This window comes from Microbacterium sp. NPDC091662, from assembly GCF_044756705.1.
In the GTDB taxonomy this organism is placed as follows: Bacteria; Actinomycetota; Actinomycetes; order Actinomycetales; family Microbacteriaceae; genus Microbacterium.
Genome location: NZ_JBIVTM010000001.1, coordinates 575,923 through 602,277 on the forward strand (window position 1 = coordinate 575,923; position 26,355 = coordinate 602,277).

At 65.1% G+C, this 26,355-nt stretch carries 22 protein-coding genes and 2 pseudogenes; 9 read left to right on the forward strand and 15 right to left on the reverse strand.

Annotated elements, in window-relative coordinates; genetic code table 11:
• Positions 1-30 precede the first annotated feature (30 nt).
• Positions 31-2,103: a maltotransferase domain-containing protein gene (locus ACIQLD_RS02845; RefSeq protein WP_402604749.1), complete on the forward strand. Its 2,073-nt coding sequence runs from the start codon at positions 31-33 to the stop codon at positions 2,101-2,103.
• Positions 2,100-4,304, forward strand: coding sequence for a 1,4-alpha-glucan branching protein GlgB (glgB, locus tag ACIQLD_RS02850; protein ID WP_402604752.1), 2,205 nt, complete (start codon positions 2,100-2,102; stop codon positions 4,302-4,304). Before ACIQLD_RS02845 ends, glgB begins: the two co-directional genes overlap by 4 nt.
• A gap of 43 nt (positions 4,305-4,347) precedes the next feature.
• On the opposite strand, the gene ACIQLD_RS02855 is transcribed toward glgB, so the two are convergent.
• Together ACIQLD_RS02855 and ACIQLD_RS02860 are read right to left on the reverse strand one after the other, a co-directional pair.
• Complete coding sequence (locus ACIQLD_RS02855) at positions 4,348-5,271, reverse strand: tetratricopeptide repeat protein (RefSeq protein ID WP_402604754.1); 924 nt, start codon at positions 5,269-5,271, stop codon at positions 4,348-4,350.
• The gene (locus tag ACIQLD_RS02860; protein ID WP_402604757.1) at positions 5,268-7,208 is read right to left on the reverse strand and encodes a glycosyl transferase; all 1,941 of its coding nucleotides are present in this window, start codon (positions 7,206-7,208) and stop codon (positions 5,268-5,270) included. The genes ACIQLD_RS02855 and ACIQLD_RS02860 overlap by 4 nt, the downstream gene beginning before the upstream one ends.
• 180 nt (positions 7,209-7,388) lie before the next feature.
• Here ACIQLD_RS02860 and ACIQLD_RS02865 point away from each other — a divergent pair, with 180 nt between their 5' ends.
• Positions 7,389-8,450 (forward strand): AI-2E family transporter, encoded by a 1,062-nt coding sequence (locus tag ACIQLD_RS02865; protein WP_402604759.1) that lies wholly within the window; start codon positions 7,389-7,391, stop codon positions 8,448-8,450.
• Between the two features lie 15 nt (positions 8,451-8,465).
• Here the strand turns inward: ACIQLD_RS02865 and ACIQLD_RS02870 are convergent, their stop codons facing one another.
• From ACIQLD_RS02870 to rpsB, 9 genes are all read right to left on the reverse strand, one after another.
• Positions 8,466-9,188: an alpha/beta hydrolase gene (locus ACIQLD_RS02870; RefSeq protein ID WP_402604761.1), complete on the reverse strand. Its 723-nt coding sequence runs from the start codon at positions 9,186-9,188 to the stop codon at positions 8,466-8,468.
• Complete coding sequence (locus tag ACIQLD_RS02875; RefSeq protein WP_402604764.1) at positions 9,185-9,472, reverse strand: hypothetical protein; 288 nt, start codon at positions 9,470-9,472, stop codon at positions 9,185-9,187. Before ACIQLD_RS02875 ends, ACIQLD_RS02870 begins: the two co-directional genes overlap by 4 nt.
• A gap of 9 nt (positions 9,473-9,481) precedes the next feature.
• Positions 9,482-10,156, reverse strand: coding sequence for a transglycosylase SLT domain-containing protein (locus ACIQLD_RS02880; protein WP_402604767.1), 675 nt, complete (start codon positions 10,154-10,156; stop codon positions 9,482-9,484).
• Between the two features lie 66 nt (positions 10,157-10,222).
• Entirely contained in the window at positions 10,223-10,801 is a 579-nt protein-coding gene (locus ACIQLD_RS02885) for a DivIVA domain-containing protein (RefSeq protein WP_402604769.1), read from the reverse strand.
• Entirely contained in the window at positions 10,801-11,946 is a 1,146-nt protein-coding gene (locus ACIQLD_RS02890; protein ID WP_402604772.1) for a phosphatidate cytidylyltransferase, read from the reverse strand. The genes ACIQLD_RS02885 and ACIQLD_RS02890 overlap by 1 nt, the downstream gene beginning before the upstream one ends.
• 5 nt (positions 11,947-11,951) lie before the next feature.
• On the reverse strand, positions 11,952-12,506 hold the full coding sequence (frr, locus tag ACIQLD_RS02895; protein WP_105668299.1) for a ribosome recycling factor: 555 nt from the start codon (positions 12,504-12,506) through the stop codon (positions 11,952-11,954).
• Positions 12,507-12,574: 68 nt separating this feature from the next.
• A complete protein-coding gene (gene pyrH, locus ACIQLD_RS02900; RefSeq protein ID WP_017830711.1) occupies positions 12,575-13,291 on the reverse strand; it encodes a UMP kinase in 717 nt (238 codons plus the stop codon).
• A gap of 92 nt (positions 13,292-13,383) precedes the next feature.
• On the reverse strand, positions 13,384-14,211 hold the full coding sequence (gene tsf, locus ACIQLD_RS02905) for a translation elongation factor Ts (protein WP_105668300.1): 828 nt from the start codon (positions 14,209-14,211) through the stop codon (positions 13,384-13,386).
• 41 nt (positions 14,212-14,252) lie between these two features.
• On the reverse strand, positions 14,253-15,203 hold the full coding sequence (gene rpsB / locus ACIQLD_RS02910; RefSeq protein ID WP_029265446.1) for a 30S ribosomal protein S2: 951 nt from the start codon (positions 15,201-15,203) through the stop codon (positions 14,253-14,255).
• 303 nt (positions 15,204-15,506) lie between these two features.
• Here rpsB and ACIQLD_RS02915 point away from each other — a divergent pair, with 303 nt between their 5' ends.
• Positions 15,507-16,031, forward strand: coding sequence for a murein hydrolase activator EnvC family protein (locus ACIQLD_RS02915; RefSeq protein ID WP_402604775.1), 525 nt, complete (start codon positions 15,507-15,509; stop codon positions 16,029-16,031).
• Between the two features lie 23 nt (positions 16,032-16,054).
• Here ACIQLD_RS02915 and ACIQLD_RS02920 read toward each other — a convergent pair whose 3' ends face one another.
• Positions 16,055-16,957 (reverse strand): tyrosine recombinase XerC, encoded by a 903-nt coding sequence (locus tag ACIQLD_RS02920; protein WP_402604778.1) that lies wholly within the window; start codon positions 16,955-16,957, stop codon positions 16,055-16,057.
• 62 nt (positions 16,958-17,019) lie between these two features.
• Positions 17,020-17,667, reverse strand: a pseudogene (locus ACIQLD_RS02925) (DNA-processing protein DprA); the annotation flags it as partial.
• A gap of 262 nt (positions 17,668-17,929) precedes the next feature.
• Here ACIQLD_RS02925 and ACIQLD_RS02930 point away from each other — a divergent pair.
• The 5 genes and pseudogenes from ACIQLD_RS02930 to ACIQLD_RS02950 form a co-directional block, all read left to right on the forward strand.
• Positions 17,930-18,145: pseudogene (locus ACIQLD_RS02930) on the forward strand (site-specific integrase); the annotation flags it as partial.
• Positions 18,146-18,697: 552 nt separating this feature from the next.
• Complete coding sequence (locus tag ACIQLD_RS02935) at positions 18,698-19,249, forward strand: hypothetical protein (RefSeq protein WP_402608555.1); 552 nt, start codon at positions 18,698-18,700, stop codon at positions 19,247-19,249.
• Complete coding sequence (locus ACIQLD_RS02940) at positions 19,246-21,027, forward strand: hypothetical protein (RefSeq protein ID WP_402604780.1); 1,782 nt, start codon at positions 19,246-19,248, stop codon at positions 21,025-21,027. Before ACIQLD_RS02935 ends, ACIQLD_RS02940 begins: the two co-directional genes overlap by 4 nt.
• On the forward strand, positions 21,024-23,123 hold the full coding sequence (locus ACIQLD_RS02945) for a hypothetical protein (RefSeq protein ID WP_402604783.1): 2,100 nt from the start codon (positions 21,024-21,026) through the stop codon (positions 23,121-23,123). The genes ACIQLD_RS02940 and ACIQLD_RS02945 overlap by 4 nt, the downstream gene beginning before the upstream one ends.
• Positions 23,120-23,518: a hypothetical protein gene (locus ACIQLD_RS02950; RefSeq protein WP_402604785.1), complete on the forward strand. Its 399-nt coding sequence runs from the start codon at positions 23,120-23,122 to the stop codon at positions 23,516-23,518. Before ACIQLD_RS02945 ends, ACIQLD_RS02950 begins: the two co-directional genes overlap by 4 nt.
• A 44-nt stretch (positions 23,519-23,562) precedes the next feature.
• Here ACIQLD_RS02950 and ACIQLD_RS02955 read toward each other — a convergent pair whose 3' ends face one another.
• Together ACIQLD_RS02955 and ACIQLD_RS02960 are read right to left on the reverse strand one after the other, a co-directional pair.
• Positions 23,563-26,010 carry an AAA family ATPase gene (locus ACIQLD_RS02955; RefSeq protein ID WP_402604787.1) on the reverse strand — a complete coding sequence of 816 codons (2,448 nt, stop codon included), beginning with the start codon at positions 26,008-26,010 and terminating at the stop codon, positions 23,563-23,565.
• Positions 26,007-26,186: a hypothetical protein gene (locus tag ACIQLD_RS02960; protein ID WP_402604789.1), complete on the reverse strand. Its 180-nt coding sequence runs from the start codon at positions 26,184-26,186 to the stop codon at positions 26,007-26,009. The genes ACIQLD_RS02955 and ACIQLD_RS02960 overlap by 4 nt, the downstream gene beginning before the upstream one ends.
• Positions 26,187-26,355 lie beyond the last annotated feature (169 nt).

Genomic DNA, 26,355 nt, shown 5'->3' on the forward strand with positions numbered 1-26,355 from the left:
GCGGTCACGTCCGCGCGGTACATTCGGGAGGTGGCTCCACGTGCTGGTACTCGGTCCTCGGCTCTTCGGAGCCCTGCTCAGATCCCGGCGCGCGCCCTGGGCGAAGCGGATGCTCCCGGCGCGCTGAGGACGACGCGCATCCCGCTTCTCGATCCGTCTCCCGCCGTACCCGGCGGGTTCCCGCCGAAGGCCTTCGTCGGCGAGGTCGTGCCGTTCAGTGTTGTCGCATTCCGCGAGGGACACGACGTCATCGGCGTGCACGTCCGGCTCACGTCCCCGTCCGGAGAAGAGAGCCTGCACCGGCTCTCGCCCCGCGCCGACGGCACCGATACCTGGTCGACCGAGATCGCGCTCGACGAACAGGGCGCATGGCTCTTCCGCTTCGAGGCCTTCTCCGACGACTTCGCGACCTGGGCGCACGCCGCGGAGCTGAAGGTCGCCGCCGGCGTCGATGTAGCGGTCATGGCGGCGCTGGGCGCTGATCTGCTCGCACGAGCCGCTGCGGAAACGGACCGCCCGGCAGCGCAGCGGAAGAGGCTGCTCGCCGATGCGGCGGGTCTTGGCGGTGGAGACGCCGCGATGACCATGGCACTGTCGACGGATGCGGGGCTGGCCCAGATCTTCCGCGACCGCCCGGTGACGACTCTGCGCTCCGCGACTCAGACGCAGACGGTGAATACCGATCGGCGCGCAGCAGGCGTCGGCGCGTGGTACGAGTTCTTCCCCCGTTCCGAAGGCGCCAGGCGCCGGAAGGACGGCACGGTCAAGAGCGGCACGTTCCGCACCGCGATGCGGCGTCTGCCCGAGGTCGCGGCCATGGGTTTCGACGTCGTGTACCTGGTGCCGATCCATCCGATCGGGTCCACCAATCGCAAGGGGCGCAACAACACTCTCACCGCCGAAGCCGGAGACCCTGGATCGCCGTACGCGATCGGCGCCGCCGACGGGGGGCACGACGCGATCCATCCCGAACTCGGCACCGCGCAGGACTTCCGGGCGTTCGTGCGCGCGGCGCGGAAGGAAGGGCTCGAGGTCGCGCTCGACCTCGCGCTCCAGGCTTCACCCGACCATCCGTGGGTGCGGGAGCATCCCGAGTGGTTCACGAGCCTGCCCGACGGCACGATCGCCTATGCCGAGAACCCGCCGAAGAAATACCAGGACATCTATCCCCTGAACTTCGACAACGACCCCGCAGGCATCTACGCCGAGATGCTGCGGGTCGTGCAGCACTGGGTCGCCCAGGGCGTGAAGATCTTCCGCGTCGACAACCCGCACACCAAGCCGCTCCAGTTCTGGGAATGGCTCATCGCCGAGGTGAACGCCGCCGATCCCGATGTGATCTTCCTCGCGGAGGCGTTCACCCGACCGGCGGTCATGCGCGCACTCGCCGCGGTGGGCTTCCAGCAGAGCTACAGCTACTTCACCTGGCGCAACACCAAGTCCGAACTCGAGGAGTTCCTCACCTCGGTGTCTCACGAGACGTCCGACTACATGAGGCCCAACCTCTTCGTGAACACCCACGACATCCTCACCGAGTACCTGCAGTTCGGGGGCAGAGCCGCGTATCGCATCCGCGCCTGCATCGCCGCGACGGCCGGCCCGGTGTACGGCGTGTACGCCGGATACGAGCTCTTCGAGAACGTCGCCCGACCCGGCTCCGAAGAGAACATCGACAACGAGAAGTACGAGTACAAGTTCCGCGACTGGGTCGGCGCCGAGGCCCGCGGCGAGTCGCTCGCTCCCCTGCTGCGCCGACTCAACGAGATCAGGGCTGCACACCCCGCGCTGCAGCAGCTCCGCAACCTCCGCACGCACTGGAGCGACGACGACGCGGTGCTCGTCTACAGCAAGCATCTGGCGGCTCCGTTCACCGGCAGCGGTCACGGTGACACCGTCATCGTCGTCGCCAACGTCGACCCGCACTCGGTGCGAGAAACGACGGTGCACCTCGACACGACGCGATGGGGCGTCCCCCTGGGCGAGTCGTTCGAGGTCGAGGACCTCCTCACGGGTGCCGTCTGGACCTGGACCGACCACAACTACGTGCGGCTCGACGCCTTCGCCGAGCCGGTGCACATCCTGAAGGTGAGGGAGCGATCATGAGCTATACGGAAGACGTCGCCGCATCCACCGAATGGGAGGCGATCTCATCGGCCACGCATCACGACCCGCACTCCGTGCTCGGAGCGCACGCTCACAAGGATGCCGCCGATCGCACCGTCACCGTGATCCGTGCCAGACGCCCACTCGCGGAAGCGGTCGCCGCCGTCTTCGGCGATGGCAGCAGGTTGGACCTCACCCACGTCGCCCACGGCATCTGGGAGGGTCAGCACAACGGTCCGCCGCTCCCCTATCGCATCGCCACTCGGTATGCGGGCCATGAGGAGACCGTGTCCGGCGACCCGTACCGCCATCCGCCGACTCTCGGCGATCTCGACCTGCATCTGATCGCCGAAGGGCGCCACGAGCGCCTCTGGGAGGCGTTGGGGGCACACCTGCGCACGTTCGACGGCGAGATCGGGGTCTCGTTCGCGGTCTGGGCGCCGAATGCCACAGCAGTGCGCGTCGTCGGGGACCACAACGACTGGAACGGCGAGGCTCACGCCATGCGCTCGATGGGCGTCAGCGGCGTCTGGGAGCTCTTCATCCCGGGTCTCCCGATCGGCACGAGGTACAAGTATCAGATCCGCACCCGCGACGGCGCGTGGATCCTCAAAGCGGATCCGATGGCGCTCGCCGCAGAAGTGCCGCCGGACACGGCGTCGATCGTGACGACCTCGGCGCATGCCTGGTCCGACGGGGCGTGGATGACACGCCGGGCGGCCACCCACGCCGCCGCGCAACCGCTGTCGATCTACGAGATCCACGTCGGCTCCTGGCGGGCCGGACTCGGTTATCGCGAGATCGCCGACCCGCTGATCCAGCACGTGACGGAGGCGGGGTTCTCCCATGTCGAGTTCATGCCGCTGGCCGAGCATCCCTTCGGTGGATCGTGGGGCTATCAGGTCAGCGGATACTACGCACCCACGAGCAGATTCGGCACCCCGGACGACCTGCGATATCTCATCGACCGTCTGCACCAGGCCGGCATCGGCGTGATCATGGACTGGGTCCCCGGGCACTTCCCCAAGGATGCCTTCGCGCTCGCGCGTTTCGACGGCCAGCCGCTCTACGAGCACCCGGATCCCCGCCGCGGAGAGCACCAGGACTGGGGAACGCTCATCTTCGACTACGGTCGCCCGGAGGTCCGCGGATTCCTGGTCGCCAACGCGCTGTACTGGCTCAAGGAGTTCCATGTCGACGGGCTCCGCGTCGATGCCGTCGCTTCGATGCTCTACCTCGACTACTCGCGGGAGCCCGGCGAGTGGGAGCCGAACATCCATGGCGGGCGCGAGAACCTCGAGGCGATCCGCTTCCTGCAGGAGGTCAACGCCACCGCGTACCGGCTGCACCCGGGGATCCTGATGATCGCAGAGGAGTCGACCAGCTTCCCCGGAGTGACCGCTCCGACCGACCATGCGGGCCTGGGGTTCGGGTTCAAGTGGAACATGGGCTGGATGAACGACTCCCTGCAGTACATCTCGCGCGACCCGATGTACCGCGGGCACCACGAGGGCGAGATGACCTTCTCGTTCGTCTACGCCTTCGGCGAGAACTATCTGCTGCCCATCAGTCACGACGAGGTCGTGCACGGCAAGGGCAGTCTGCTCGCCAAGATGCCGGGTGACCACTGGCACAAGCTGGCGAACGTGCGCGCGTACCTCGGATACATGTGGGGGCACCCCGGAAAGAAACTGCTGTTCATGGGGCAGGAGTTCGGTCAGTTGGCGGAGTGGTCGGAGGGGCGCGAACTCGATTGGTGGCTGCTCGAACAACCCTCGCATGCCCAGCTGCAGGACTTCGTCGGTGAGATGAACCGCACCTACCGGGCGCAGGCCCCTCTGTGGGAACGCGACAACGACGGTTCGTCGTTCAGTCGCCTCGGCGCACCGAGCTGGGACTCGACCGTCATCGCGTTCGAGAGACGTGACGCGCACCGTGGGCGCCTGGTCGTCGTCAGCAACTTCGCCGGAGTGGAACGCAGCGGGTATCAGCTCGCCCTTCCGCGAGAAGGAGTCTGGCAGGAAGTGCTCAACACGGACGCCGCGGAGTACGGCGGACGGGGATCGGGCAATCTCGGGTTGGTCTACGCCAGGCCCTCCGAAGGCGGGGCGCCGCTCGCGACCCTGACGTTGCCCGCGCTCTCGACGCTCTGGCTGCGTCATCAGTCCGACCCGCACGTGCCGACGGTCAACCACGGCTGAGCGCGCAACGGTGCTCGACGCGCCCTAGCGCTACGACAGCGGACTAGAACAGGAGCGACGAGAGCCGGTTGCGCGCGGACACGACACGGGGATCCTCCGCGCCGATGAGCCCGAAGAGCTCGACCAGACGCTCCCGAACAGGCGTGCGCTGGTCGGACGGAAGCTGCGCGAACAGGTCGAGCAGGCGACCGAATGCGTCGTCGACGTGCCCGCCGGCGAGGTCGAGGTCCGCCACGTCGAACTGCGCCTGAACGTCGAGAGGACCGTCGGCCGCCGCGGCCCGTGCCGCCTGCAGATCGAGCCCCTGCACGCGATCGAGCAGTCGTACCTGGCCGAGACCCGCGAGCGCGTCCTCGTCGCGAGGGTTCTCCGCGAGCGCCTTCTCGTACGCCTTGATGGCTGCCGCGTAGTCGCCGACCTCGATCGCGGCGAACGCTTCGGCATGCAGCGGCGGAAGCTCCGGCTCTGCGGGAGGTGTCGGGTCCGCGCCCTCTTCGGCGAGCGAGAGTGATCCCGTGACACCGTTCTGCGCCGCCACCTGAAGCAGTTGGGCGAAGACGTCGCGAACCTGCTGTTCCGGGACGGCCCCGGTGAACATCGGCACCGGCTGACCGGCGATCAGGGCTACCACCATCGGGATCGACTGCGCACGGAAGCTCTGCGCGAGCTGCGGATTCGCATCCACATCGACCTTGGCGAGCAGCACCCGGCCGCCAAGCTCGCGCGTCACCTTCTCGATGATCGGGCTCAGCTGCTTGCAGGGCCCGCACCACTCCGCCCAGAGGTCGACGACCACCGGGACGGTTCGAGAGAGCTCGAGGATCTGGCCGAACGTCTCGTCTGTCGCATCCACGACGACATCGGGCACTCCCGGGGCGGGGGCGCCCTCCGCAGGCGTAGCCGGCCGGTTGCGGAGGCTCGACAGGTCGACGGCACCGCGCAGCGCGGCCGGAGAGATCTCGCTCATTTGATCACCTTCACGGACAGGAGGTCCTGGTGGGCTGCCAGGAGTCGGATCTGTTCGGTCGATCCCTTGGCCGGGACCGAGAAGAACAATTGGAACTCATAGGTCGTCTCGACGCCCTTCGCGGACTCGGTTGCGTCGGTGAGGGCCTTGGCCTGGGCGTTGTCACCGAAACGGATGGACACGTCGTCTCCCGTCGGCGTCACCGTCTCCGTGTCGGTCAGCGTGACGGCGACGATCGCCCCGCTGTCGAGAGTCGTCATCGAGATGGGAGCGTCCGTCGTCGGGGCCATGTCGAATGCCGCCTTCGACGTGTCGGCCGCTCCCTTGTCGGCGAGTGCCTGGACGACGGCCTGGCGGCTGTCGGTGATCGACTTCGCGTAGGTCAGCGCCAGATCGTCGAACTTGTCATAGGAATCGCTCTGCTCGCCCAGGTCCACGACGTCGGCGAAGGTCGCGGCGAGATCCGCCGGGGGGATCGTGAGGAATGCGGAGTCGGATGGGACGAGTGACGTCCCGAGCCAGGAAGCGGCGACTTCGGGAAAGGCTGCGTCGGCGGACATCTCCGCCATGTTCGAGACCTTGTAGTTCGACCACGGGTCGGCCTGCGTCATGGTGAGCACAACGGGCGGCACGGTGTCATCACCGGTCTTCGAGAGCATGAGCACGGTGCGCGGCCACTGATCGGTCGCCTCCGGAAGCACGACCTCGACCTCGTCCGTCGGGATCGCGGCGGGAGGCACAGTGTCCGGAAGCTTGGTCCGCAGCGCGTACTCCGTGGTCCGCGCTGCGAGAGCCGGACCCTCGAAACGGGTCGAGAGCAGGTCGAGGTCGAGCGCGGCGTCGGCTTCGCTCACCGTCTCGGCGAGCGTCTTCAGGATGCGCTTGGCCTGGGCCTCGGTCACCGCCGGGGGCTTCTGGTTCTCCGGAGCGATCACCGTCGGGCTCGGAGATGGGGTGGGCGATGCGTCACCCAGCTGCGGCCAGGAGTCCGAGGTGCATCCGGCGGCGAGAACAGCCGTGAGGCCGAGGACCGGCAGGGCGAGCATGCGCCGACGGCGCGGTGGGGCGGCCGCACGCATGGAGGTCTTCGAGTCGGGGTCTTTGCTCTCGTCCGCGATCTCCGCTTCCTCGACCGCTCCGTCAGCTTGTGCTGCCGTGCCTGCGGGGGGCTCGCTGACGGGAGCGCCGGACTCCTCGATCGCTGCACGCTCCGCCGGGGGAAGCGCGGCGACGTCGATCGGCTCGGTCGCCGGAAGCGGGCCAGGACCCTTGCGGCGTGGGCCGCGGCCGCGACGCTGGTGGCGGATGGCGAGTACGTAGAGGACGAGCCCGAGTAGCAGCACGATGCCGCCGGCGACCATGAGGGGGCCAGCCAATGGGGTCGAATTGTCGAGCGGCCACGAGACCACGATGTTGTCGGGCGCATCGGCCGAGCCGTCGTAGGCGATCAGCATGCTTGTGCCCTCAGGCAACTGCATGTTCTCGACGGTGAGTCGATCGTTCTTGGAGAAGGAATCGAGCCAGAGGTCGGAGCCGCGCGGGTCGCGACCCGCAGACTCCGGATCGGACGCGTCGCCGCCATCAGTCGGGGCATCGGTGGCCGTCTCATCGGAGGACGCCCCGACGTGTTCGACGGCCAGGTCGCCGCTCTTCTTCACAGTGACCTGGTTGTACTCGGAGTCTGCGAGCCAGGCCTCCATGTCGGCTGTGCGGCCGTAGCTCCCGAAGATCTCTCCCTGTCCACGGACGATCAGCGTCTGTGCGCCCGGGTGCGCCCGAAGGACATCGCCGTCGATGAGCACGAACGGCGCCGGTTCATCGATCTCGACCTGGGTCTGCTGAGTCGCCGGCCCCATGAAGATGGTGCGCTGGGCTATGCCCGCACCGATCAGCACGGCAGCCAGCACGAAGGCCACCACGGCCCATACGAAACGCACGAATAGTCTCCTCACGCATCGCCGGCATCTGCCCGCGACGCAACACTCGACATTTCAGACTAGCGAAATCAGCTGTGTGTTGCCCACGAGCAGGCGCAGTGCACGCCGTACCGGCACGTCGGCGGTGTCGAGGCCGGGCGTCTGTATACCCTTGCTGCAGCCGTCTCGAGGAGTCCCCGCATGAAGATCCACAACCCCTTCCGCACTGCCCTGGTGGCGACGCTCGGCGTGGGGTTGGGCATCTTGCTCATCAACAGCGTGCAGAATCTCTCCACCGTGCTGCTCTATCTGGGCACTGCGCTGTTCCTGAGCCTCGGTCTCGATCCCCTCGTGTCCTTCCTCGAGCGTCGACGTCTCCCCCGCTGGCTCGCGGTTCTCGTGACGATCCTCGCGGTGCTCGGCGTCTTCGTCGGGATCGTCCTCATCATCCTGCCGGTGCTGGTCGACCAGATCTCGCAGCTGATCGCGCAGATCACGGCGATCGTGCAGCGCGGCACGGCGATCGACGACCTCAAGCAGTGGATGACGGACGCATTCCCCAACCTCAGGGTCGATGACGTCTTCAGTTACGTCGAGGACTGGCTCACCACGAACCTGAGCGAGATCGGCGGCTCGATCGGCCAGGGCTTCCTGGTCGCGAGTGGCGCCGTGCTCAGCGGTCTGTTCGGCGCGTTCATCGTGCTCATCCTGACGATCTACCTCACGGCATCGACGCCGTCTCTCAAGCGCGCGGTCTATCAGCTGGCTCCGGCATCGAAGCGCGACCGGTTCATCGACCTTTCCGAGCAGATCACGGATTCGGTCGGATACTACGTGATGGGGCAGGTGACCCAGGGTGTGATCAACGGCGTGCTCAGCGCGATCTACCTGTCGATCATCCAGGCGCCGTTCCCTGCTGTCCTCGCCGTGATCGCGTTCTTCTTCTCGTTGATCCCGCTCGTGGGCACCTTGACGGGCTCGACGATCATCGTCCTGGTGTGCCTGATCCCGGGCTTGGGATCCCCGGGGATCGCGATCGCGGCAGCCATCTATTACCTGATCTACATGCAGATCGAGGCCTACGTGATCTCGCCGCGCATCATGAGCCGCGCGGTGGCGGTGCCGGGCGCTGTGGTCGTGGTTGCAGCCCTGGCCGGCGGAAGCCTGCTCAACCTGCTCGGCGCTCTGATCGCCATCCCCGTGGCCGCGAGCATCCTGATCATCTACCGTCAGGTACTCATCCCGCGGATGAACGAGCTCTGATCGCCCGGCGGCCGATCAGTCGGCGGGTGGCCAATGGGTGGCGAGGGGCAGTGCCCCGGGATTGACCGCTGCCACGATCTCCGTGAGCACGCGCCGTGTCTGCGTCTCGCCCACCCAGAGGTGTTTGCCGCCTTCCACCGCGATCAGCTGCGCATGCGGGATCGCGGCGAATCGTTCACGGGCCTCGGCGGGTCTCAGGTAGTCGTCGAGCTCCGGCACCAGGACGACGACGGGTCTGTCGGTCGTCGCCCACGCGGCGACCTCCTCGGGCGTCGCTCGGTGCAGGGGCGGAGACAGGAGGATGATGCCCTCGATGTCGTGCTCGCGGCCGTACTTCAACGCGAGTTCCGTGCCGAACGACCAGCCCAGAAGCCAGGGACGAGGCAATGCACGCTCCCGGACGAAGTCGATCGCCGCGGCGACGTCGAACTGCTCGGCCGATCCGCCGTCGAAGGTGCCGTCACTCGTGCCACGGGGAGAGGTGGTCCCCCGCGTGTTGAAGCGCAGGACTGCCAGGTCGGCGAGAGCCGGGAGACGAGCCGCCGCCTTGCGGATGATGTGCGAGTCCATGAACCCACCTGCCGTCGGCAGCGGATGCAGCGTCACGAGCGTCGCCACCGGAGGCGTGGTCTCCGGCTCGGACAGCTCTCCCACCAGCGTCAGACCGTCCGCCGTCTCGAGCTTGATGTCCTCGCGTCGCGCCGGAAGTTCGAGCGGTCCTCGGATCTCGATGCTCATGCAAGTCTCCAACAGTGTGAGTGCCAGTGTCGGCGGGCTGCGAGGTCGGCCGCATCGCCGAGTACGCCGTCTGCACGCCAGGCGACGAGGTGGGCGGTGCCGGCCTCGATCGATCGACCGCAACCCGGACAGAGATAGTCCTTCTGCGCCTGCGCACCGGAGACCGGCTGCACTGTCCACTCACCGCCGCGTCGGGTCTCGGTCCGCTTCCAGCCCGCGAGCAGGCGATCGAACGATTCCTCGGGATCAGGGCGCGCCGAAGGGCGTCTGCGAGAGCGGGGCATCGTGCCTGCTCACCACCAGTGGTTGTTGACCCAGAAGTTGTACGCGCCCGCCCAGCTGCCGTAGCGGCCGGTGGCGTATCCGGTCGCCCAGCGGAGGTTGTCGACCGGGTTGTAACCGTTGCCGGGAACCTTGCTGCACGGCAGCGCCTGCACCAGCCCACAAGCACCCGACGACTTGTTCGTGGCGTTCGGATTCCAGCCGCTCTCGCGGGACACGACGTAGTCGACGTACTGCCAGTCGCTCTGTGCGATTCCCGCTGCCGCCATCCACTCCGCGGGGGCGCCACCGCCCGTGTACGGGGGTAGGGTGCCGCCGGAGGACTTTCCGGACGAACCACCCCGAGGTGCCTCTGCGACGGTGGGTACGGGAGCCGGCTTCGGCTTGACGTACACCTCGAAACCTCCGCGCACGACGGGTGCGATCGCGGCGCCTTCGACAGTGACGGTGAGGTTCTGGGTGTCGGCGAGCGCGAGCGAATAGGCCGAGTCGGGCGACTCCTCCGGCGCGGGCGCGGCCAGTGCCACTCCGGTCGGTGCCACCAGTGCGCCCGCGAAACCCACGACGGCGAGAGCACTGAAAACACCGACGACACCGCGGCTGCGAGACCAGCGTCGAGTGCCCGTGCGCGCCGAAGCAGCCTTCGCCGCGGGCACCGGCGAGAGGTCGTTTCTTTCGAGATTCATGTCGTTTCGGGAGTTCACGATGAGGGACAGTCTACGCAAGAGTGCCTGGATCGACCATCAGGAACCTCAGCGAACGGCGAGAATCACGTCGATCGTGGCGTCCAGAAGGGCATCGACCTGCTCTTCCCGGTATCCCCCGCGCTGCATTCGGAAGGCGGCGGAGCGCAGCTGCTCGGCGGTCAACGCGTCGCCATCGCGGAGATAGCGCACGATACGCGTGGACACATGATCGACCTCGTCGAGACGGTATCCGAAGGTGAGCACTCCGGTGCGGTCGAAGCGGTGCCGTCGCGGTCGCGCCAGGTGATCCAGGATGACCTGCGCGTCTGCTCTGGCCTGCTCGACCCAAGCGCCCGCTCCCTGGGAGCGCACCACGCGTTCGCGTTCGCGTGCGGCGAAGGCATCCTCGACACGGCCGAGGGCCGCATCGACGTCCGCGACCACATACCCGTTCTTCACCAGAGGGAATGAGGCCATGCGCACGTCGTCCGCGCTGAGCTCGTCGGCCCCCGTTTCGAACGCACGGCGCGCCGACGCGAGGAACGTGTCGACGGCGGCGCGGTGATAACCGCGCACTCGTCCGGATGTCAGTGCGAACGCAGGCGGTGCCTGTGTCGTCTGCACGTCGAGCTGATCTTCGTTCATCACAGAACCACCCAAGGAGAGAAGAGGAAGTACAGGCAGAGCGCAGGGATCGTCGAGGGCAGGATGCTGTCGAGCCGATCGAGCAGCCCTCCGTGCCCCGGTAGCCAGGAGCTCATGTCCTTGATGCCGAGGTCACGCTTGAGCATGGACTCGCCGAGGTCTCCGAGCGTCGCGGAGAGCAGGATCGACGCACCGAAGATCACCCCGCACCACCACGGCAGCTCCAGGAGGAAGATCGCGAGCAGCACGCCCGCAGCGAGCGAGGCGATGACAGCACCGCCGAACCCTTCCCAGGTCTTCTTCGGGCTGATCTTCGGAGCCATCGGATGACGGCCGAAGGCGAGACCCGCAGCGTAGGCGCCGGTATCGGCCGCGACGGCGATCGCGATGAAGCTGAGGACCCACCACTGGCCACCCTCCTGCTTGAGGAGGATGAGTGCGATACCGGCGAGGAACGGGACGTAGACCTGAACGAACCCGCTGATCACCGCGTCGGCGAGAACGTCGCCGTAGGTGCGGCCGTCCTGCGCGACCATCTGCGCGATCAGGCGCCACACGATGACGAAGGCGACTGACAGGAAGAGCATGACCCAGCACAACCACGGCTCGGCGAAGTAGGCCGACAGCACGAGGAACGCCGCCGCGATCAGTTGAGGGACGACGTCGACCCTGCGACCGGAGCTGCGCAGTGCTCGCGAGAGTTCGTAGACGCCGAGCAGGGCGGCCGCGAGGGCGAAAGGAACGAACAGGACCTTGAGGAACAACAGCGATCCGAGCAGTGCTGCGCCGAATGCGAGACCGATCAGGATGGCGAGGATGAGGTCTCGCCCGGTGCGCTCCTTGATGCGTTCGTTCGCCTGGTCGAGCTGGTCGCGCGCGTGGGAGACGTGGCTGCCGAGTTCGTCGCGTGCGGCACGCCACTGCTCGCGGATCGCGTTGTGGTCTGCAGTGTCCAGAGGCCCGAGGCCACTCGATGCGCTGCCGTCCGAGTCCGTGGGAAGCGGAGGACGTGGAGGGACGGCTGCCGCATCGAACGCTGGGAACGCCGCGTCCGCGAGCGGGACGCCATCGGACGGCGTGCCGTCGTGCGCGCCATGACGCATGAACGGCCTGCCGTCATCGGCATCTCGCGTTTCGTCAGACATCCCGACTACACCTCGAGGAGTTCGGCCTCTTTGCGCTTCAGCGCGTCATCGATGAGATCGACGTGCTGACGCGTCAGACCGTCGAGCTCCTTCTCGCCACGCGCGATCTCGTCCTCGCCGAGCTCGCTCTTGAGCGCGTCGAGCTCATCCTTCGCCTTCCGACGGATGCCACGGACGTGGACCTTCGCGTCTTCGGCCTTGGTCTTGACGAGCTTGACGTACTCCTTGCGACGCTCAGCCGTGAGCTCCGGCATCGTCACGCGAACGAGGTTGCCATCGTTCGTGGGGTTGGCGCCGAGGTTCGGCATGTCGCGAATAGCCTGCTCGATCGCCTTCAGCGCCGACTTGTCGTACGGCGTGATGATGAGCGTGCGTGCTTCCTGGTTGGCCAGCGAAGCGAGCTGCGCGATCGGAGTGGGGGTGCCGTAGTAGTCCACGAGGACTTTCTGGAACATCTGCGGGTTCGCACGACCGGTGCGCACCGTGGAGAAGTCCTCCTTGGCAGCTTCGACCGCCCGGTTCATACGAGTGGTGGTTTCAGCGAGGACGTCCGCGATCACGGTGGCTCCTATCGTCGGGGTGTTCTGCAAATTCTATCGGGCGAAGTCGTCTCCGCCGTGTCACACGCTCAGGCGGTGACGAGGGTTCCGATCGGTTCGCCGAGGAGCGCACGGGTCACGTTGCCGGCCGGCTCCATGCCGAACACGCGCATGTCCATGCTGTTGTCCATGCACAGGCTGAATGCCGTCGAATCGACGACCTTGAGACCGCGCTGCAGCGCATCACGATATGTGACGCGCTCGATGCGCTCCGCATCGGCATGCTTGTTGGGATCGGCGGTGTAGATGGCGTCGACGCCGTTCTTGGCGACGAGGACCTCGTCCGCGCCGATCTCGAGCGCGCGCTGCGCCGCGACGGTGTCGGTGGAGAAGTACGGGAGTCCAGCCCCGGCGCCGAAGATCACGACGCGCCCCTTCTCGAGGTGACGCTCGGCCCGGCGTGGGATGTAAGGCTCGGCGACCTGTGTCATCGAGATCGCGGACTGCACGCGGGTGGCGGCTCCGGCCTGCTCGAGGAAGTCCTGCAGGGCGAGGGCGTTCATCACGGTGCCCAGCATGCCCATGTAGTCTGCGCGGCCACGGTCCATACCGCGCTGGCTGAGCTCGGCGCCACGGAAGAAGTTGCCCCCTCCGACGACGATCGCGACCTCCACACGGTCCACCGCAGCGGCGATGTCACGGGCGATCTGGGAGACCACGTCGGGGCTGACGCCCAGCTGTCCCGCTCCGAATGCCTCTCCGGAGAGCTTGAGAAGGACGCGACGGCGTCCGGTGCGTTCAGTCATGGGTGGGTGTCCTCTCGTCCCGATTCAAGATAGTGCCTCGTGGGCATGAAGAAGGGGTTCGGATCTTGACGATCCGAACCCCTTCGACGGTGCTACGCGCCGACCTTGAAGCGCGCGAAGTCCGTCACGGTGATACCGGCGTCCTTCGCCACCTGGGCGACCGAGAGCTTGTTGTCCTTGGCGTAATCCTGCTCGAGCAGGGCTACCTGCTTGATGAACGCAGACACGCGACCTTCGACGATCTTCGGGAGAGCCGCTTCCGGCTTGCCCTCGTTGCGGGAGATCTCGGTGACGATCTCGCGCTCCTTCTCGACCGCGTCAGCCGGAACGTCGGCACGCGACAGGTACGACGGGTTGGCGAACGAGATGTGCTGAGCGATGCTGCGCGCCGTCTCCGCGTCGTCACCCGAGTAGGCGACGACGACGCCGATCTGCGGCGGCAGGTCCTTGCTCGTGCGGTGCAGGTAGACCTCGACCTTATCGCCGGAGATCGTGCGCACGCGACGCAGTTCGACCTTCTCGCCGATGATCGCGGCCTCTTCCGAGATGACCTGCTCGACGCTCTTGTCGCCGGCAGATGCTGCGAGAGCGGCATCGACCGAGTCGGCCTTGACTGCTGCTGCAGCGTCGGCGACCTTGTCGGCCAGCGCGATGAAGCGCTCGTTCTTCGCGACGAAATCGGTCTCGCAGGCGAGCTCGATGAGCGTCACAGCGCCGTCCTGCTCGCGAGCGACGATCAGTCCCTCGCTCGTGGAACGGTCAGCGCGCTTCGCGTTGCCCTTCGCACCCTTGAGACGCAGGATCTCGGTGGCCTTCGCGACGTCTCCGTCGGCCTCCTCGAGCGCCTTCTTGGTGTCGACCATTCCGGTACCGAGCTGCTCACGCAGCGCCTTGAGGTCAGCGATGGTGAAGTTGGCCATGTGTGGTGGCTCCTTGCTTCGTTAGGTGTGTGTACGAGGGATTACTTGGCGTCAGCAGCCTCGGCGGCGGCGACCTCAGCGGTCTCCTCACCGGAAGCGGCGGCGATCGCCTCGTCGTGCGCCTCAGCACCGGCCTCGTCGGCAGCGGTCTCGTCAGCGGCGGGCGTCTCGACGACGGCGGCAGCGTCATCTGCGGTGACGACCTCGGCGGCGTCAGCGGACTCCTGGACCTCCTGAGCCGGAGTCTCGAGGAGCTCCTTCTCCCAGTCGGCGAGCGGCTCGGCGTCGCCCGTCTCCGGGTTGTGCTTCTGCTGCAGGCCCTCGGCCGCGGCGTCGGCGATGATGCGCGTCAGCAGCGAGACGGAGCGGATCGCGTCGTCGTTGCCGGGGATCGGGTACTGGAAGTCGTCCGGATCGGCGTTCGTGTCGAGGATGCCGATCACGGGGATGCCGAGCTTCTTGGCCTCATCGATCGCGAGGTGCTCGCGCTTGGCGTCGACGACCCAGATGGCCGACGGCGTCTTGGTGAGGTTGCGGATACCACCCAGAGACTTGTGCAGCTTGTCGAGCTCGCGCTTCTTGAGCAGGAGCTCCTTCTTCGTGAAGCCGCTGTTCGCGGGGACCTCGTAGTCGAGCTCCTCGAGCTCCTTCATACGAGCGAGACGCTTGGAGATCGTCTGGAAGTTGGTGAGGAGTCCACCGAGCCAGCGCTGGTTGACGAACGGCTGGCCGACGCGCGTCGCCTGCTCGGCAAGGATCTCCTGAGCCTGCTTCTTGGTGCCGACGAAGAGGATCGTGCCACCGTGGGCGACGGTCTCCTTGACGAAGTCATAGGCCTTGTCGATGTACCCCAGCGACTGCTGCAGGTCGATGATGTGGATGCCGCTGCGCTCCGTGAGGATGAAGCGCTTGACCTTCGGGTTCCACCGACGGGTCTGGTGTCCGAAGTGCACGCCGCTGTCGAGCAGCTGGCGGATGGTGACCACAGCCATGGTCGTCTCCTGGTTCTGGCGCGATACTGCGCCGTTGAGGTTGCAAGCCGATCGGATGATCGGACTTCCTGGTGCCCGGCTCACACCCGCCTGGTCGAAGACCAGGACCTGTGGGAGATGATGCCGCGATCTGAATCGCTTTGGGCACGCGTAGTCACCTCGATTTCGAGGTGCTCCCCCAGCATACAGGATCGTGCACGCACTCACCCTGCACCTCACGACGCGCGTCCATCTTGCTCAGCCCTCCCGTGGGCATTCGCCTCCCGGAGCACGTGACCGAACACGACGGACCAGACTCGCACCATGCACACGTACCCGCGCATCCTCTCCGCCGTCGTCGTCGCTCTCCTGTTCCCTCTCACCGGCGCAGGCCCCGTGGCGATGGCCGACACCTCCGACGCGAGTGCACACGCACGCTGGAGCTGGCCGTTGACCGGCCCACGCGCCGTCTCGGCTCCGTACCGTGCCCCCGCCCACGAGTACGGCGCCGGGCATCGTGGTGTCGATCTGGCCGCATCCGTCGGCGCAGAGGTGACGGCACCCGCGGACGGGGTCGTCGCCTTCCGCGGAACCGTGGTGGATCGCCCGCTTCTCACCATCGAACATCCCGGCGGTCTCGTGACGACGTTCGAACCCGTTCGATCCACGTTGGTCGCGGGGGACCTCGTGACGGCCGGGCAGACGCTCGGGGTCGTGGACACGGGCGGGCACACTCCCGCAGGATCCCTCCACCTCGGAGTACGGCGGGATGGCGACTACATCAATCCGTTGCTGCTGTTCGGGGAGGTTCCGCGAGCCGTCCTCCAGCCCTGCTGCGACGGATCCTGATAGACCACGTGTGCGGCCGACGGCTACGCCCGGGGGTGGGCCAGCCGATATGTGGCGGTGAGACGTTCAGCGGAGACGTGGGTGTAGATCTGGGTCGTGCCGAGACTGGCGTGTCCGAGAATCTCCTGGACGGCCCGCAGGTCGGCTCCGCCGTCGAGCAGATGCGTGGCAGCGGTGTGACGCAGTGCGTGTGGGCCGATCGTTTCTGCGCCCACGATCGGAGCGAGAACCCGCGCGACGAGTTCGTACACGGTGCGCGGACCGACCCGGGCGCCACGGCTGCCCAGGATCACGGCTGGAGAGAAGGTCCGAGCGCGCGCGACGAGAACCGGCCGGCCTCGCCTCAGATAGGCCGATAGCGCGTCACGTGCCGGCAGGCCGTAGGGGACGACACGCTCCTTCGCGCCCTTTCCGAGAACTCGCGCCGTGCCGCGCTCGAGATCGAGATCGTCGATGTCCAATCCACAGAGTTCGGAGACGCGGATACCGGAGCCGTACAGCAGTTCGAGGATGGCGTGGTCTCTCAGCGCGATCGGGTCGCCCTCTACAGCTGCGTCGCGATGAGAGTTCAGGAGCGTGGACATCGCGTCCCGTGAGGCGACCGTCGGCAACGTCCTCCCCTTCTTCGGGGCGACCAGGCGCAGGCTCGGATCATGCGTGATGAGCGACTGTTCGTGGGCCCAGTTGAAGAAAGAGCGGGCGGTCGCCGCGCGGCGGGCGAGAGTCGATCTGGCGTCGCCCCGCTGCGTCGCTCGCCAGAGCCAATCTCGGAGCACTTCGAGGTCGACCGCCTCAATCGGAACGCCACCTGCCGCCGCGTCGAGATCTCGCAGGTCCGAGCGATAGGCCTTGACTGTCGCGGGCGACAGCCGACGCACCTTCTCCAGGTGATCGGCGAACGCTTCCGTCGCGGCAGGGAGATCCATGAATCCAGCTTGCCCCGCCCGCCGCATCTCGTCGGCAGCCTCGCCGTTCATCCCTGGTGCGTTCAGCGCGTTCCCCGTGCCCGGCTCCGACGATGCCATCCTCCTTCGTCCTGCGCGACTTCTCCCTCGAGATGAAGAAGTCCGAGAACCGCCCGGACTCGGTCGGGCGACAATCCGGAACGGCGTGCCACCTCGTCGATGGACAGACGCGACCGAGTCCCGAGGGTATCGAGGACGCGGCGATGACTCGGTTGCCGCCCAGAGCCTCCCTCTTCGGCCCCTTCCCCGAGCGCACCGTAGAGTTCTCTCACGTCCTGCGCCGAAGTGACGCATTGCGCGTCGTACTCGCGCAACAGCCGGTGGCACCCCGCCGACGACGCCGAGGTCACCGCACCGGGGACTGCCCCGAGGGGACGACCAAGCGCCGCGGCATGGCCTGCCGTGTTCAGCGATCCGCTCCGCCACCCCGCCTCGACGACGACCGTCGCGTCGCCGAGTGCCGCGATCAAGCGGTTTCGTGCGAGGAAGCGCCACTTGGTGGGCGCCGTCCCACACGGAGGCTCACTCACCAGAGCTCCCTCTTCCGCTATCTGACGCAGGAGGCTCTGATGACCGGCCGGATAGGCACGATCCACACCCCCGGCGAGGAACGCGATCGTGGACCCCTGAACGCCGAGCGCTGCACGATGCGCAGCGCCGTCGATGCCATACGTTCTCTTAGTGTCTTACGCGTGTTGCTCGGGGTGTTTGATTGTGCGGGTGGATGCTTCCCCTGTGGATTCTGTGACTCCGACGTATTGGCACCTGCACTTCGCTCGCCCCCAGGCCCACGTTTCGCTCGCTCGAGATGACGCGATCACGTCGGCGATCTCGCATGTGACCGATAGATGGCCGGAAACAGGGCGGCCGTTCCTGGTGAACGAGGACGGAGGGCTCCATGTAGCGCTGAACGCGTTCTTTGCCAGCGCGCGTATGCGATCGAGGTCAATGGGAACGAACAGGAAGTACGCACACTCGCTTAAGACATGGATGAACTTTCTCCACCTGCAGGGAACGTCGTGGGATCAAGCATCGGACGACGAAGTGTTGGAGTTCAAGTTCTGGCGGCTCACCGATCAGCGAAACTCAAAGCCCGTAGCCGGCTCCACATGGTCGGGAGACCTCGCGGCGCTCGTTGTCTTCTACGAATGGGCCAGTCGCCATTTGGACGGACCAACGCTTGCTGTCTCAGCCAGCGAGATCCAGTCACCCCGACGAATAGCTAGACAGCACGAGGGTCGTTTCGAGTCTTTTCGACCCTCCACCGTTCGGTCGGCCGACGTCAAGTGGCTCTCCCCCGGTGCCTACCGTCTATGGCGCGACGTCGGCGTCCACGGTATGACTCGCGAGGGGCGCGAGCTTGCACGTTGGCGGCCACGATCACAGTCACGCGATGCTGCGTTCGTTGACGGACTCTATTCGTCCGGTCTCCGACTTCAGGAGTGGTCCAGCGTGCTTCTCCTGGAACTGCGAATGCCGAATGCGCAGCAGCGTTACGTGACCCAGCGACTTGCGTCTGCGTGTGCAAGGCGTCGCCGCGGGCGGCAGTTCTGGATCGGCGCTGACGCGCTAAGCACCGTCGCCCACTATCGGGAAAGCGAACGGACCAAGGCAGTGCAGCGAGCCCAAACCACAGGAACATACGATCGACTGGCGGATGTTCTAATCGCAGATCCGACTAGTCGAGAAGGTCAACTCTCTGTGACCGAGCGCAGCACAGGTCGATCGCAGCTTCGCCGCATCGAGGATCTCACGCCTGAGGCGCGGCGACGCTTGTACCGCGACACAGATTTCGGGCTAGAGCCGCTTCAACTCTGGCTTAACGAAGATGGACTTCCCAGACCAAAGCAGGCCTGGTACGGAGCATTTGAACGAGCGAATGCGCGGGTGCTTAAGCAGGGCGTCGTCAACCTCAAGTGCACGCCTCATATGCTTCGCCACAGTTTCGCCTTGCGTTGGTACTCCGTGGCACGTTTGATCTGGGAACGTCGCTGGAACGGCCAGCGCGACTCGTACGTGAGCGACTTCCGCGAGCAGTTCGGCGACGCTTGGACCTTCGTGCAGACGATGCTCGGTCACGCGGATGTGACAACAACCAGGTCCATCTACCTGGAACCGTTTCGAGCGCTTGATGTTCGCGCTCTCCTTGAGTATGGCCGAGCGGATCTGGATTCGGAGACCCTTGTGCAGGTCCTTCGAGACGATGCTCGAGTGCGTTTTGTTTCCGCCGAAGAAGCGAGGGTGATCCGTTGACCAAGGCGACGCTACCTGGCAGCCAATACAGTTCGCCCAACTTGATGCTCGAGTCTCAGGATCGACTGACGATCACCATGATCGAGGAACACACTGGGAAGCGACGAGACTTCGAGTTCGGCTCGTTCCCGGGTACTCGTGAAATTACTCGAGCATTCGCGGAAGGATTTCTCCGGGCCACAGCGCCTGGCGGATCGAGGCGGACGATCCCCTCTGCGGCCTCGCTGCATGGCCTCCTCCGTATCTATTGCCGCCATCTCGCGGAGCATCCCTTCCCACCTGCAGCTATCGGCGCGCTCCGCCCGTTCCATCTGGCCAGCTTCCGCAGTGCCGGCGACAAGCACTCAGTGCAAATAGTGCATTCAGTTCGACTCGCCCTCAAGCACAACTCTGATCTTCCGCAGGGCTTTAGCGACCTACTCGTTGCACCCATGAAGAACGGGGCACCGGGTGTCCCGGTACTGGCCTATAGCCCTTCGGAGTTCCGGGCCATCCGCCGAGCCACACGCTCCATCCTTCGGTCAGCGCTGGAGCGTGTGCGTGCCGTCGAACGCGAGATCGAGGCCTCTCCGACCAATTCAGCTGAGTTCTCCGAACGGGAGAGCTTCCTGCACCATGCCGCGAGCACAGGAGATATCTGTCGCACGCAGTCGCGAGAAGGCGTCGCACTACCCGGTGCGACCCGCGCGGCGATTGAGCTGTTCCCCTCCATGGTCGAACTGAGCGCGGGCGCCGTGCTGTTGCAATGCATCACGGGGCACAATATCGGGACGATCCTCAACCTGAGCACTGACCACCACCGGGCCGACAATCAAGAGACGGAGAGTCCGACCATTCTGGTGCGAGGCCGCAAGCCGAGGCGGGGCCGCTACCGTGCCGAGTTGGATCTCGCGTTTGACTCGACTGATGTATGGCATGACGGGGATGTCGGTCGTGACGATTTCAACTCCGCCGCGGGCGTCTACCGAATTTTGAATGAGCTTGGACGGCGCACACGTGCTCTCTCTAACACCACATCCTTGTTCGTTGGTTACAGCCAATACCGACGGCTAGCGCGCTCCGACGGCACATTGCAGGGATGCCGACCTCTTGACGACTTCAGTCAGCACGCGCGCCGATTGCGGTGGACCCATCGCGACGAGCAGCAGACAGGCATCAACAGCATGCGAGTTCGTCGAGCGTTCCTGCAGCAACGCCAACGTCCTGTCGATCACACAGTTCAGACCTTTGCTGACACCTATCTGAGGCGGGAGAACAGCGCGTTGCGCACGAATCAACGAGTCGTGGCTGACGCCCTTGAAGCTGAGGTCTCCCGCGCTGCTGCGTTCTCGCGCCTGAAGACCCTTAGCCGAACCGACGTCGAAAACGCAGCATCCGATCCCAAACCGCTCGCGCGCGAACTCGGCATCGCGATCCCCGTGTTGAACGAGCTATTGGCCGGGGAACTGGACACCATCGGGGCTGCGTGCGTAGACAACCTCGCGAGTCCGTTCGGTCCCGCTGGTGCGGCTTGCTCAGCGTCGTTCTTGATGTGCTTCGGTTGCGCGAATGCCCGAGCTGAGCCCCGGCACGCTCCGGTGCAGAGAGCACTTTTGCTCGAGATCGATAGACGGCGACTTGAGATGCCACCAGCGGACTGGGACTCCCGCTTCGGCACGCTTCGACAACAGGTAGACGACGTACTCCGGGACTTCGGTTCACACGCAGAAGATGAGGCGCCCGAGGGAATCGAGCAAGTCCTCGCTGATTTGCTCGACGGGAGATTGGACCTGCGATGAGTACCCACTTATCAGCGCTTTTCGCCTTCAATCCGCTTGTCCTTGAGAATCGTCCCATTCGGGCAGATGTCGATCCCGCCCGCCTCTCACGATTCAACGATTCCCGGTGGGACCTCACGCCCGCGATCTTCGAAGAGCACAGCACGACAGTGAGCTTCACCTTCGACGCGTTCCCAGAGCGTTGGCGAGGCGCCCTCAGGTCCTATCTTTGGGTTCTCATTAACGAAGACGTCCGCCCTGTGCCTGGCGCTACTCCGGAGGCTCGCCCGTCGGTCCGAAGCATCGCACTCATCAAGTCTTCGTTGTCGACGCTGATCCGCAAACTCGAGGCGTCGAACATCACCGATCTCCAGCAGCTCGATGACGATCGCCTCAACGACCTTGCAATCGACTTGGGGAAAACAGTGCCATTCGCTCAAGCCCGGAAGATCCTCACCGAGGTGCGTCGACTGTGGAGTTACCGTTCGCTGGTCCCGGCCCCCCTCCAGATGCCGCCGAGACTGCCCTGGAACGGAGACCGTGCAACGGACCTTCTCCCCGAGCCGCCGAGGGTAACGGAGAACAAGACGGCTCGCATCTCTGACGCAACCCTCTTACCTTTAATGTCATGGGCAATGCGGTTCGTCGAAGACTTCAGCGGAGACATACTCGCATCGTTCAACGAGTACAGACGCTTGATAGTTCACGAGTATCGGCACCGACCCGACGATGCCGGCTACCTGAGGTTGGACAATCGTCGAGGATCGCGGTCCGGGCTCCGCAAGGCCCTCGAAGCCCTGCGGGAACTCAACCTTGGACTCCCTGGCAGAAAGCTCGCTGACGGCAGGTTTACACTCCACCTTTCCCATCTCGGCCGACTCGCAGGTGCGAATCCCCAGTGGCTCGCCCTGAATCACTTCGACATCCTCGAGGAATTCGATCTGCCCATCGATGACGACGCATACCTGACAGTCCCGTGCACGGGACAGCTTGAAGGGTCCGCATGGCGTCCGAAGCCGCTCTCTTGGTCCGAGACGCCGCTTTTCGCCACGAGGCTTCAAACCGCTTGCTTCCTCGTAATCAGCTACCTGTCCGGCATGCGTCCGGGGGAAGTCTTGAGCCTCCGACGCGGATGCCTCGATTTCGACGAGGCGAGCGGTCTGTGGACAGTCACCGGGACACGTTGGAAGTCGGTTCGCATGGAATCGGGAGAAAAGAACCCGAACGGCGAGACGCGAGCAGTGCCGTGGGTGATACACCCGATCGCGGCGCAGGCCATCGAGATCCTGCACTCCATGCATAGCGGAGACCTACTATTTCCGGTGAAAGTACGTCCGCAGCCTGTGCGCGGAATCCAACCAGCGGGCAATCTGCGTTCGGGAGCCGCGCGCACCAGTTCTCAGATCGGAACGGACCTCGCTGAGTTCATTTCGTGGGTGAACTACTACGTAGCGGGCAATGGGCGACGGGATGTCATCCCCGAGGATCCCCACGGACGAATCAATCCACGGCGGCTTCGACGAACCCTTGCCTGGCACATCGTTCGCCGACCACGAGGGCTGGTCGCAGCCGCGATCCAGTACGGGCACGTCGCCACCTACATCACCCAGGGATACGCGGGAAGCTACTCGTCGGGTTTCCCTGATGACCTCGCTTTCGAACGGTGGCTCGCGCGATACGAAGAGCTGAGCGAACTTGACCGCTACGCGGTGGAAGGTGGTCGAGTCAGCGGCCCCGCGGCCGACGAGCTTCGGTCGCGCGCCGCGGGGACTCGAGCTAAGTTCGGGGGGCGCACCCTGCCTACCCACCGGCAGGCAACCGCCCTCCTACAAGACCCTCTACTGCAGGTTTATCCCGGGGACGGGATGCATTGCGTGTTCGACGCGACGACCGCGATGTGCTCACGTGATTCGCATGGGCCCGTCATGAGCGCGTGCCAATCGTCATGCTCGAACATCGCGCGGACAGATAGCGACGTCGAGGGTCTGATTCGCGTCGCCGACCGCCTGCGGGCGGATTCCCTCGCACCGCCTATTCGCCACGCTCGTGCGTTGAGTGTGATCGCGAGCCTCGAGAAGACCATCGTCGAACATCACGCAGGAAGTCAGACGCCATGAATTCTGACGAGCGAAACGCCACGCGTGATGCGCTAAGACACGCCGCCGAGCAGCTGCTGGAAGGCCACGTTCCCGGACCGCTGACGGGCGTGCGTCTTGCAGAGCTTGCAGGCGTGAAACGACACCGTTTGACGCATGACAACCCGGATATCAGCGCCGAGTTCCAGCACCGAGCGAAACAGATCAATCGGACCAAACCGGAGGTGGAGCGGCTGCGCACCAACCTGGATAAGGAACGTGCTGCACGCCGCAGAGTGACCGAGGAACGCGACCGCCTGCGGGAACGGCTCGATGCCTACGCCACAGCCCTGCTAGTTGCGACCGAAGAACGGGATCGCCTCCTGCGATCGCTGTCAGCCCGTGACAACGTCACCGCCCTCCCTCGCCCGCGATAGTCGACCGCTTCCGAGCGGCGCCCACGAACGGACTCCGCCCAAGTTCACTTGCGGAGAAGGTTGAGAGCAATGTTCCCACAGGCACATCGCAGCGTTTCGTCCTTCCCCTTGCTGCGGCCAACGTAAAGCCATGAATCACATTCGGGGTTCGCACATTGGAAGAGTCCAAGAAAGTCCCTCGCGGCGTCGAGCACCGGCCGCAGGTCTGCTTCGGTCGCTGCCGCCCAATCGTTGTTGTGGACAAGCTTGTTGAGCAGCCAAACCTCCCCGTCGTGTTCGGGCATCACTTCAGCTCGACGCGCCTTGAGGGCTTCGACCTGCTGCTGTTGCGCGATGTTCTTCCAGTCCTGCGCTGAGGCGGCAGCAATACTCAGGAGTTTGGCGTGGCGCCCTTTGGCGGCATCCAGGAACGCCGAAAGGTCGTATGCGCCGTCGCTTCGGTACACGACGGCGCCGCCGAGCCCTTCGGCGATGTCCGCCGCATTGGCCTCCAACGCTCGACGAAGCTTGGCTGCAGCGGCCGAGACTTCACCGGCCGCGAGGTCGGCATCGATCGCGACCCAAAGGTCACCGGTACCCACCGTCGGGCCAGCATCCACGCTCCACCCATGGAAACGCACCATCCCTGCTGTCTTGACCAGTCCGGCGGAGCGCATCTGCCGAGCCCACACCTCATCATGTGTGGTGATGATGAACTGCACGTTCGGGAACTCGGATTGCAGCAGCTCAGCGAAACGTCGGCGATGGTTGGCGTCCACCGACATCACGACATCATCGAGGACGGCGAAAGTAAACTTGTCGCCGAGCAGTTGCTTGACGAGCGCAAGGTACAAGCAGATACCCATGCCGTCCTGGTGACCCTCGCTGTGGTAGGCAACAGGCGGGAACAGTCCCAGCTTGTAGAAGTCGACTTTGAGGTCCAGACTGCCGGCCGCCGGAGTCAACTCAGCGCGAAAGTTCCCTTCGTCATCGGAGTTGACGAACTGGTAGTACCTGCTGAAGTCACTCTCGACGGCTCCGTAGAGTGCTGAGAGTGCGTTGTCGGCGGCATCGCAATAGGCCGTGTAGACGATGTTTGTGGCATCACGTACTCGGCCCGTCTTGGAGGCCTTGGCTCGGGCAAGCCGCACGCGAGTCCAGCGGTCCTTCGCGACGTCAAGGAAGGTTCGTGCCGCGTCCTCTCGCGATTGGTCCGGGATGGCATCCAGCGCGACCCGAAGCTCTGACAGCTGACCTGCGACGGCCTGCGGAGTCTCGAAGACCGCGCGTGTCGTTTTCTCGGGGTCTACTGAGGCGAGCTCAAAGCTGTTGCACAGCTGCTCAGCGGCACGAATGGCGCCTGTCCACTCGTCCAGCCTGTGAGAAAGCTCGGGATCGCCGAGCTCAGTTGCCGCATGGCGTATCGATTCGATGAGTGCCCGGTGAACCCGAAGCCCGCGAGCGTATCCCTCCGCTGCGTTCTCCACGGCCGCGCGAAGCGCCTCGGCTTGCTGGGTAGCCTGAAGTCGATTCTGAATGTGCGCGCGTAGGTCGTCCTCGGATCCCCACTCCTTCTCACAGAGCGGACAGCTCGGGGTCTCGACAGCTGCTAGACCCGCTGTAAGGAGAGCGCGGTGACGAATCTGGTCGAGTGCATCGGGCGCGTTCGTGACAGCCTCAAGGGCGCTGCCAAGAGAGTCTCTTGCAGCCATCAGACCCCCCAGATCAGCTAAGGCATCAGTGAGAGCCTCAAGGTCTCGTTTAGCGCCCTCTGTATCAAGAGTGGAGGTCTTGGCGCGATGGTCAGCGCCCGAGAGGACATCTGTGTCCAGCGTTAGGTCATCCAGAAGTGCCAGCCCCAGCACCGTTCGTCGAAGATTGATTTCGCGAAGGACTTCTTCGGAGAGAAGAGTCGTCAAGCCAAGGTGCTGCTCGAACGCTCGCTCCGCGGTGTCGCGCTCCCCGATTACGACCTTGTCCTCGGTTGCGGCCTTCGAAACGGCGCTTTTCAACATCCTCCGAGTACTTTCAACACGGTCGAGCTTGAGCAGCGCCTGGACCTCTGCGGCTCGGTCTCCCGGCTTCGCCACAATGAACTTAATAAGCTCGCGTCGAGACAGCGTGAGCTCTGGGTGGTTCAGCGACTCCTCTACGGCCGCGCGAAGCGCCGGGGTGTCAGGGTCAAATGTCAAGGTCCCGGGGTTCTTCACCGTGCGAGTGAGGCGCGTCTTGTCGCCGGTTCCGACATCGCGGACGGTCAGGCTCACTATGGCAGCTCCCGGGTCGTCCCGGCGGTGGACGTGTGGCCCGTGGCGCTGGATCGAAACGCCAGCCGTCCCTGCTCCGGTGAGGCGCGCAATGCTCCCGGTGAGGGCGAAGTCGATCGCGTCGACGACGCCGCTCTTCCCGGAGCCGTTCGGCCCATACACGACGAACGAACGAGTGTTGAGGTCAAGCTCAAGCGAGCGGATGCCGCGGAACTCCTCGATATGGACCTGCTCGATGTGAATCATACGTTCTGATCCCCCACCGCACTAGTGATCGTCTCAAGCACGGCCAGTGCAGTAGCGGATCCGTCTCCGGTGATCAGGGCATGAATGTCTGCTGCCAGCTGAGCCGGAATCGCGGCGTTACTCTCGAGGAGTTCTTCAAAGTCTGAGGCGATTTGCGCCTCAAGCGGTGTCGACATTGATCCAGCTTTCCGAGAGACTCAGGGCGCAATGCACCGTGCATTCGCCGTGCCTCGAAGCCTACGGTAGATGCTGACGCTGTCACGGGCGTCAACGATTGGTTCGGAGGCGATCTAACCGAGTCTCCGGCATGCACAGGCCCAAACGAAGTGCTTGACTTAGCAAGAT

Bases quoted from the DNA above. Each gene is read 5' to 3' on its own strand.
- glgB (WP_402604752.1), top strand. From the start codon at position 2,100: ATGAGCTATACGGAAGACGTCGCCGCATCCACCGAATGGGAGGCGATC.
- ACIQLD_RS02855 (WP_402604754.1), bottom strand. From the start codon at position 5,271: ATGAGCGAGATCTCTCCGGCCGCGCTGCGCGGTGCCGTCGACCTGTCG.
- ACIQLD_RS02865 (WP_402604759.1), top strand. From the start codon at position 7,389: ATGAAGATCCACAACCCCTTCCGCACTGCCCTGGTGGCGACGCTCGGC.
- ACIQLD_RS02870 (WP_402604761.1), bottom strand. From the start codon at position 9,188: ATGAGCATCGAGATCCGAGGACCGCTCGAACTTCCGGCGCGACGCGAG.
- ACIQLD_RS02875 (WP_402604764.1), bottom strand. From the start codon at position 9,472: ATGCCCCGCTCTCGCAGACGCCCTTCGGCGCGCCCTGATCCCGAGGAA.
- ACIQLD_RS02880 (WP_402604767.1), bottom strand. From the start codon at position 10,156: ATGAATCTCGAAAGAAACGACCTCTCGCCGGTGCCCGCGGCGAAGGCT.
- ACIQLD_RS02885 (WP_402604769.1), bottom strand. From the start codon at position 10,801: ATGAACGAAGATCAGCTCGACGTGCAGACGACACAGGCACCGCCTGCG.
- ACIQLD_RS02890 (WP_402604772.1), bottom strand. From the start codon at position 11,946: ATGTCTGACGAAACGCGAGATGCCGATGACGGCAGGCCGTTCATGCGT.
- pyrH (WP_017830711.1), bottom strand. From the start codon at position 13,291: ATGACTGAACGCACCGGACGCCGTCGCGTCCTTCTCAAGCTCTCCGGA.
- tsf (WP_105668300.1), bottom strand. From the start codon at position 14,211: ATGGCCAACTTCACCATCGCTGACCTCAAGGCGCTGCGTGAGCAGCTC.
- rpsB (WP_029265446.1), bottom strand. From the start codon at position 15,203: ATGGCTGTGGTCACCATCCGCCAGCTGCTCGACAGCGGCGTGCACTTC.
- ACIQLD_RS02915 (WP_402604775.1), top strand. From the start codon at position 15,507: ATGCACACGTACCCGCGCATCCTCTCCGCCGTCGTCGTCGCTCTCCTG.
- ACIQLD_RS02920 (WP_402604778.1), bottom strand. From the start codon at position 16,957: ATGGATCTCCCTGCCGCGACGGAAGCGTTCGCCGATCACCTGGAGAAG.
- ACIQLD_RS02945 (WP_402604783.1), top strand. From the start codon at position 21,024: ATGAGTACCCACTTATCAGCGCTTTTCGCCTTCAATCCGCTTGTCCTT.
- ACIQLD_RS02950 (WP_402604785.1), top strand. From the start codon at position 23,120: ATGAATTCTGACGAGCGAAACGCCACGCGTGATGCGCTAAGACACGCC.
- ACIQLD_RS02955 (WP_402604787.1), bottom strand. From the start codon at position 26,010: ATGATTCACATCGAGCAGGTCCATATCGAGGAGTTCCGCGGCATCCGC.
- ACIQLD_RS02960 (WP_402604789.1), bottom strand. From the start codon at position 26,186: ATGTCGACACCGCTTGAGGCGCAAATCGCCTCAGACTTTGAAGAACTC.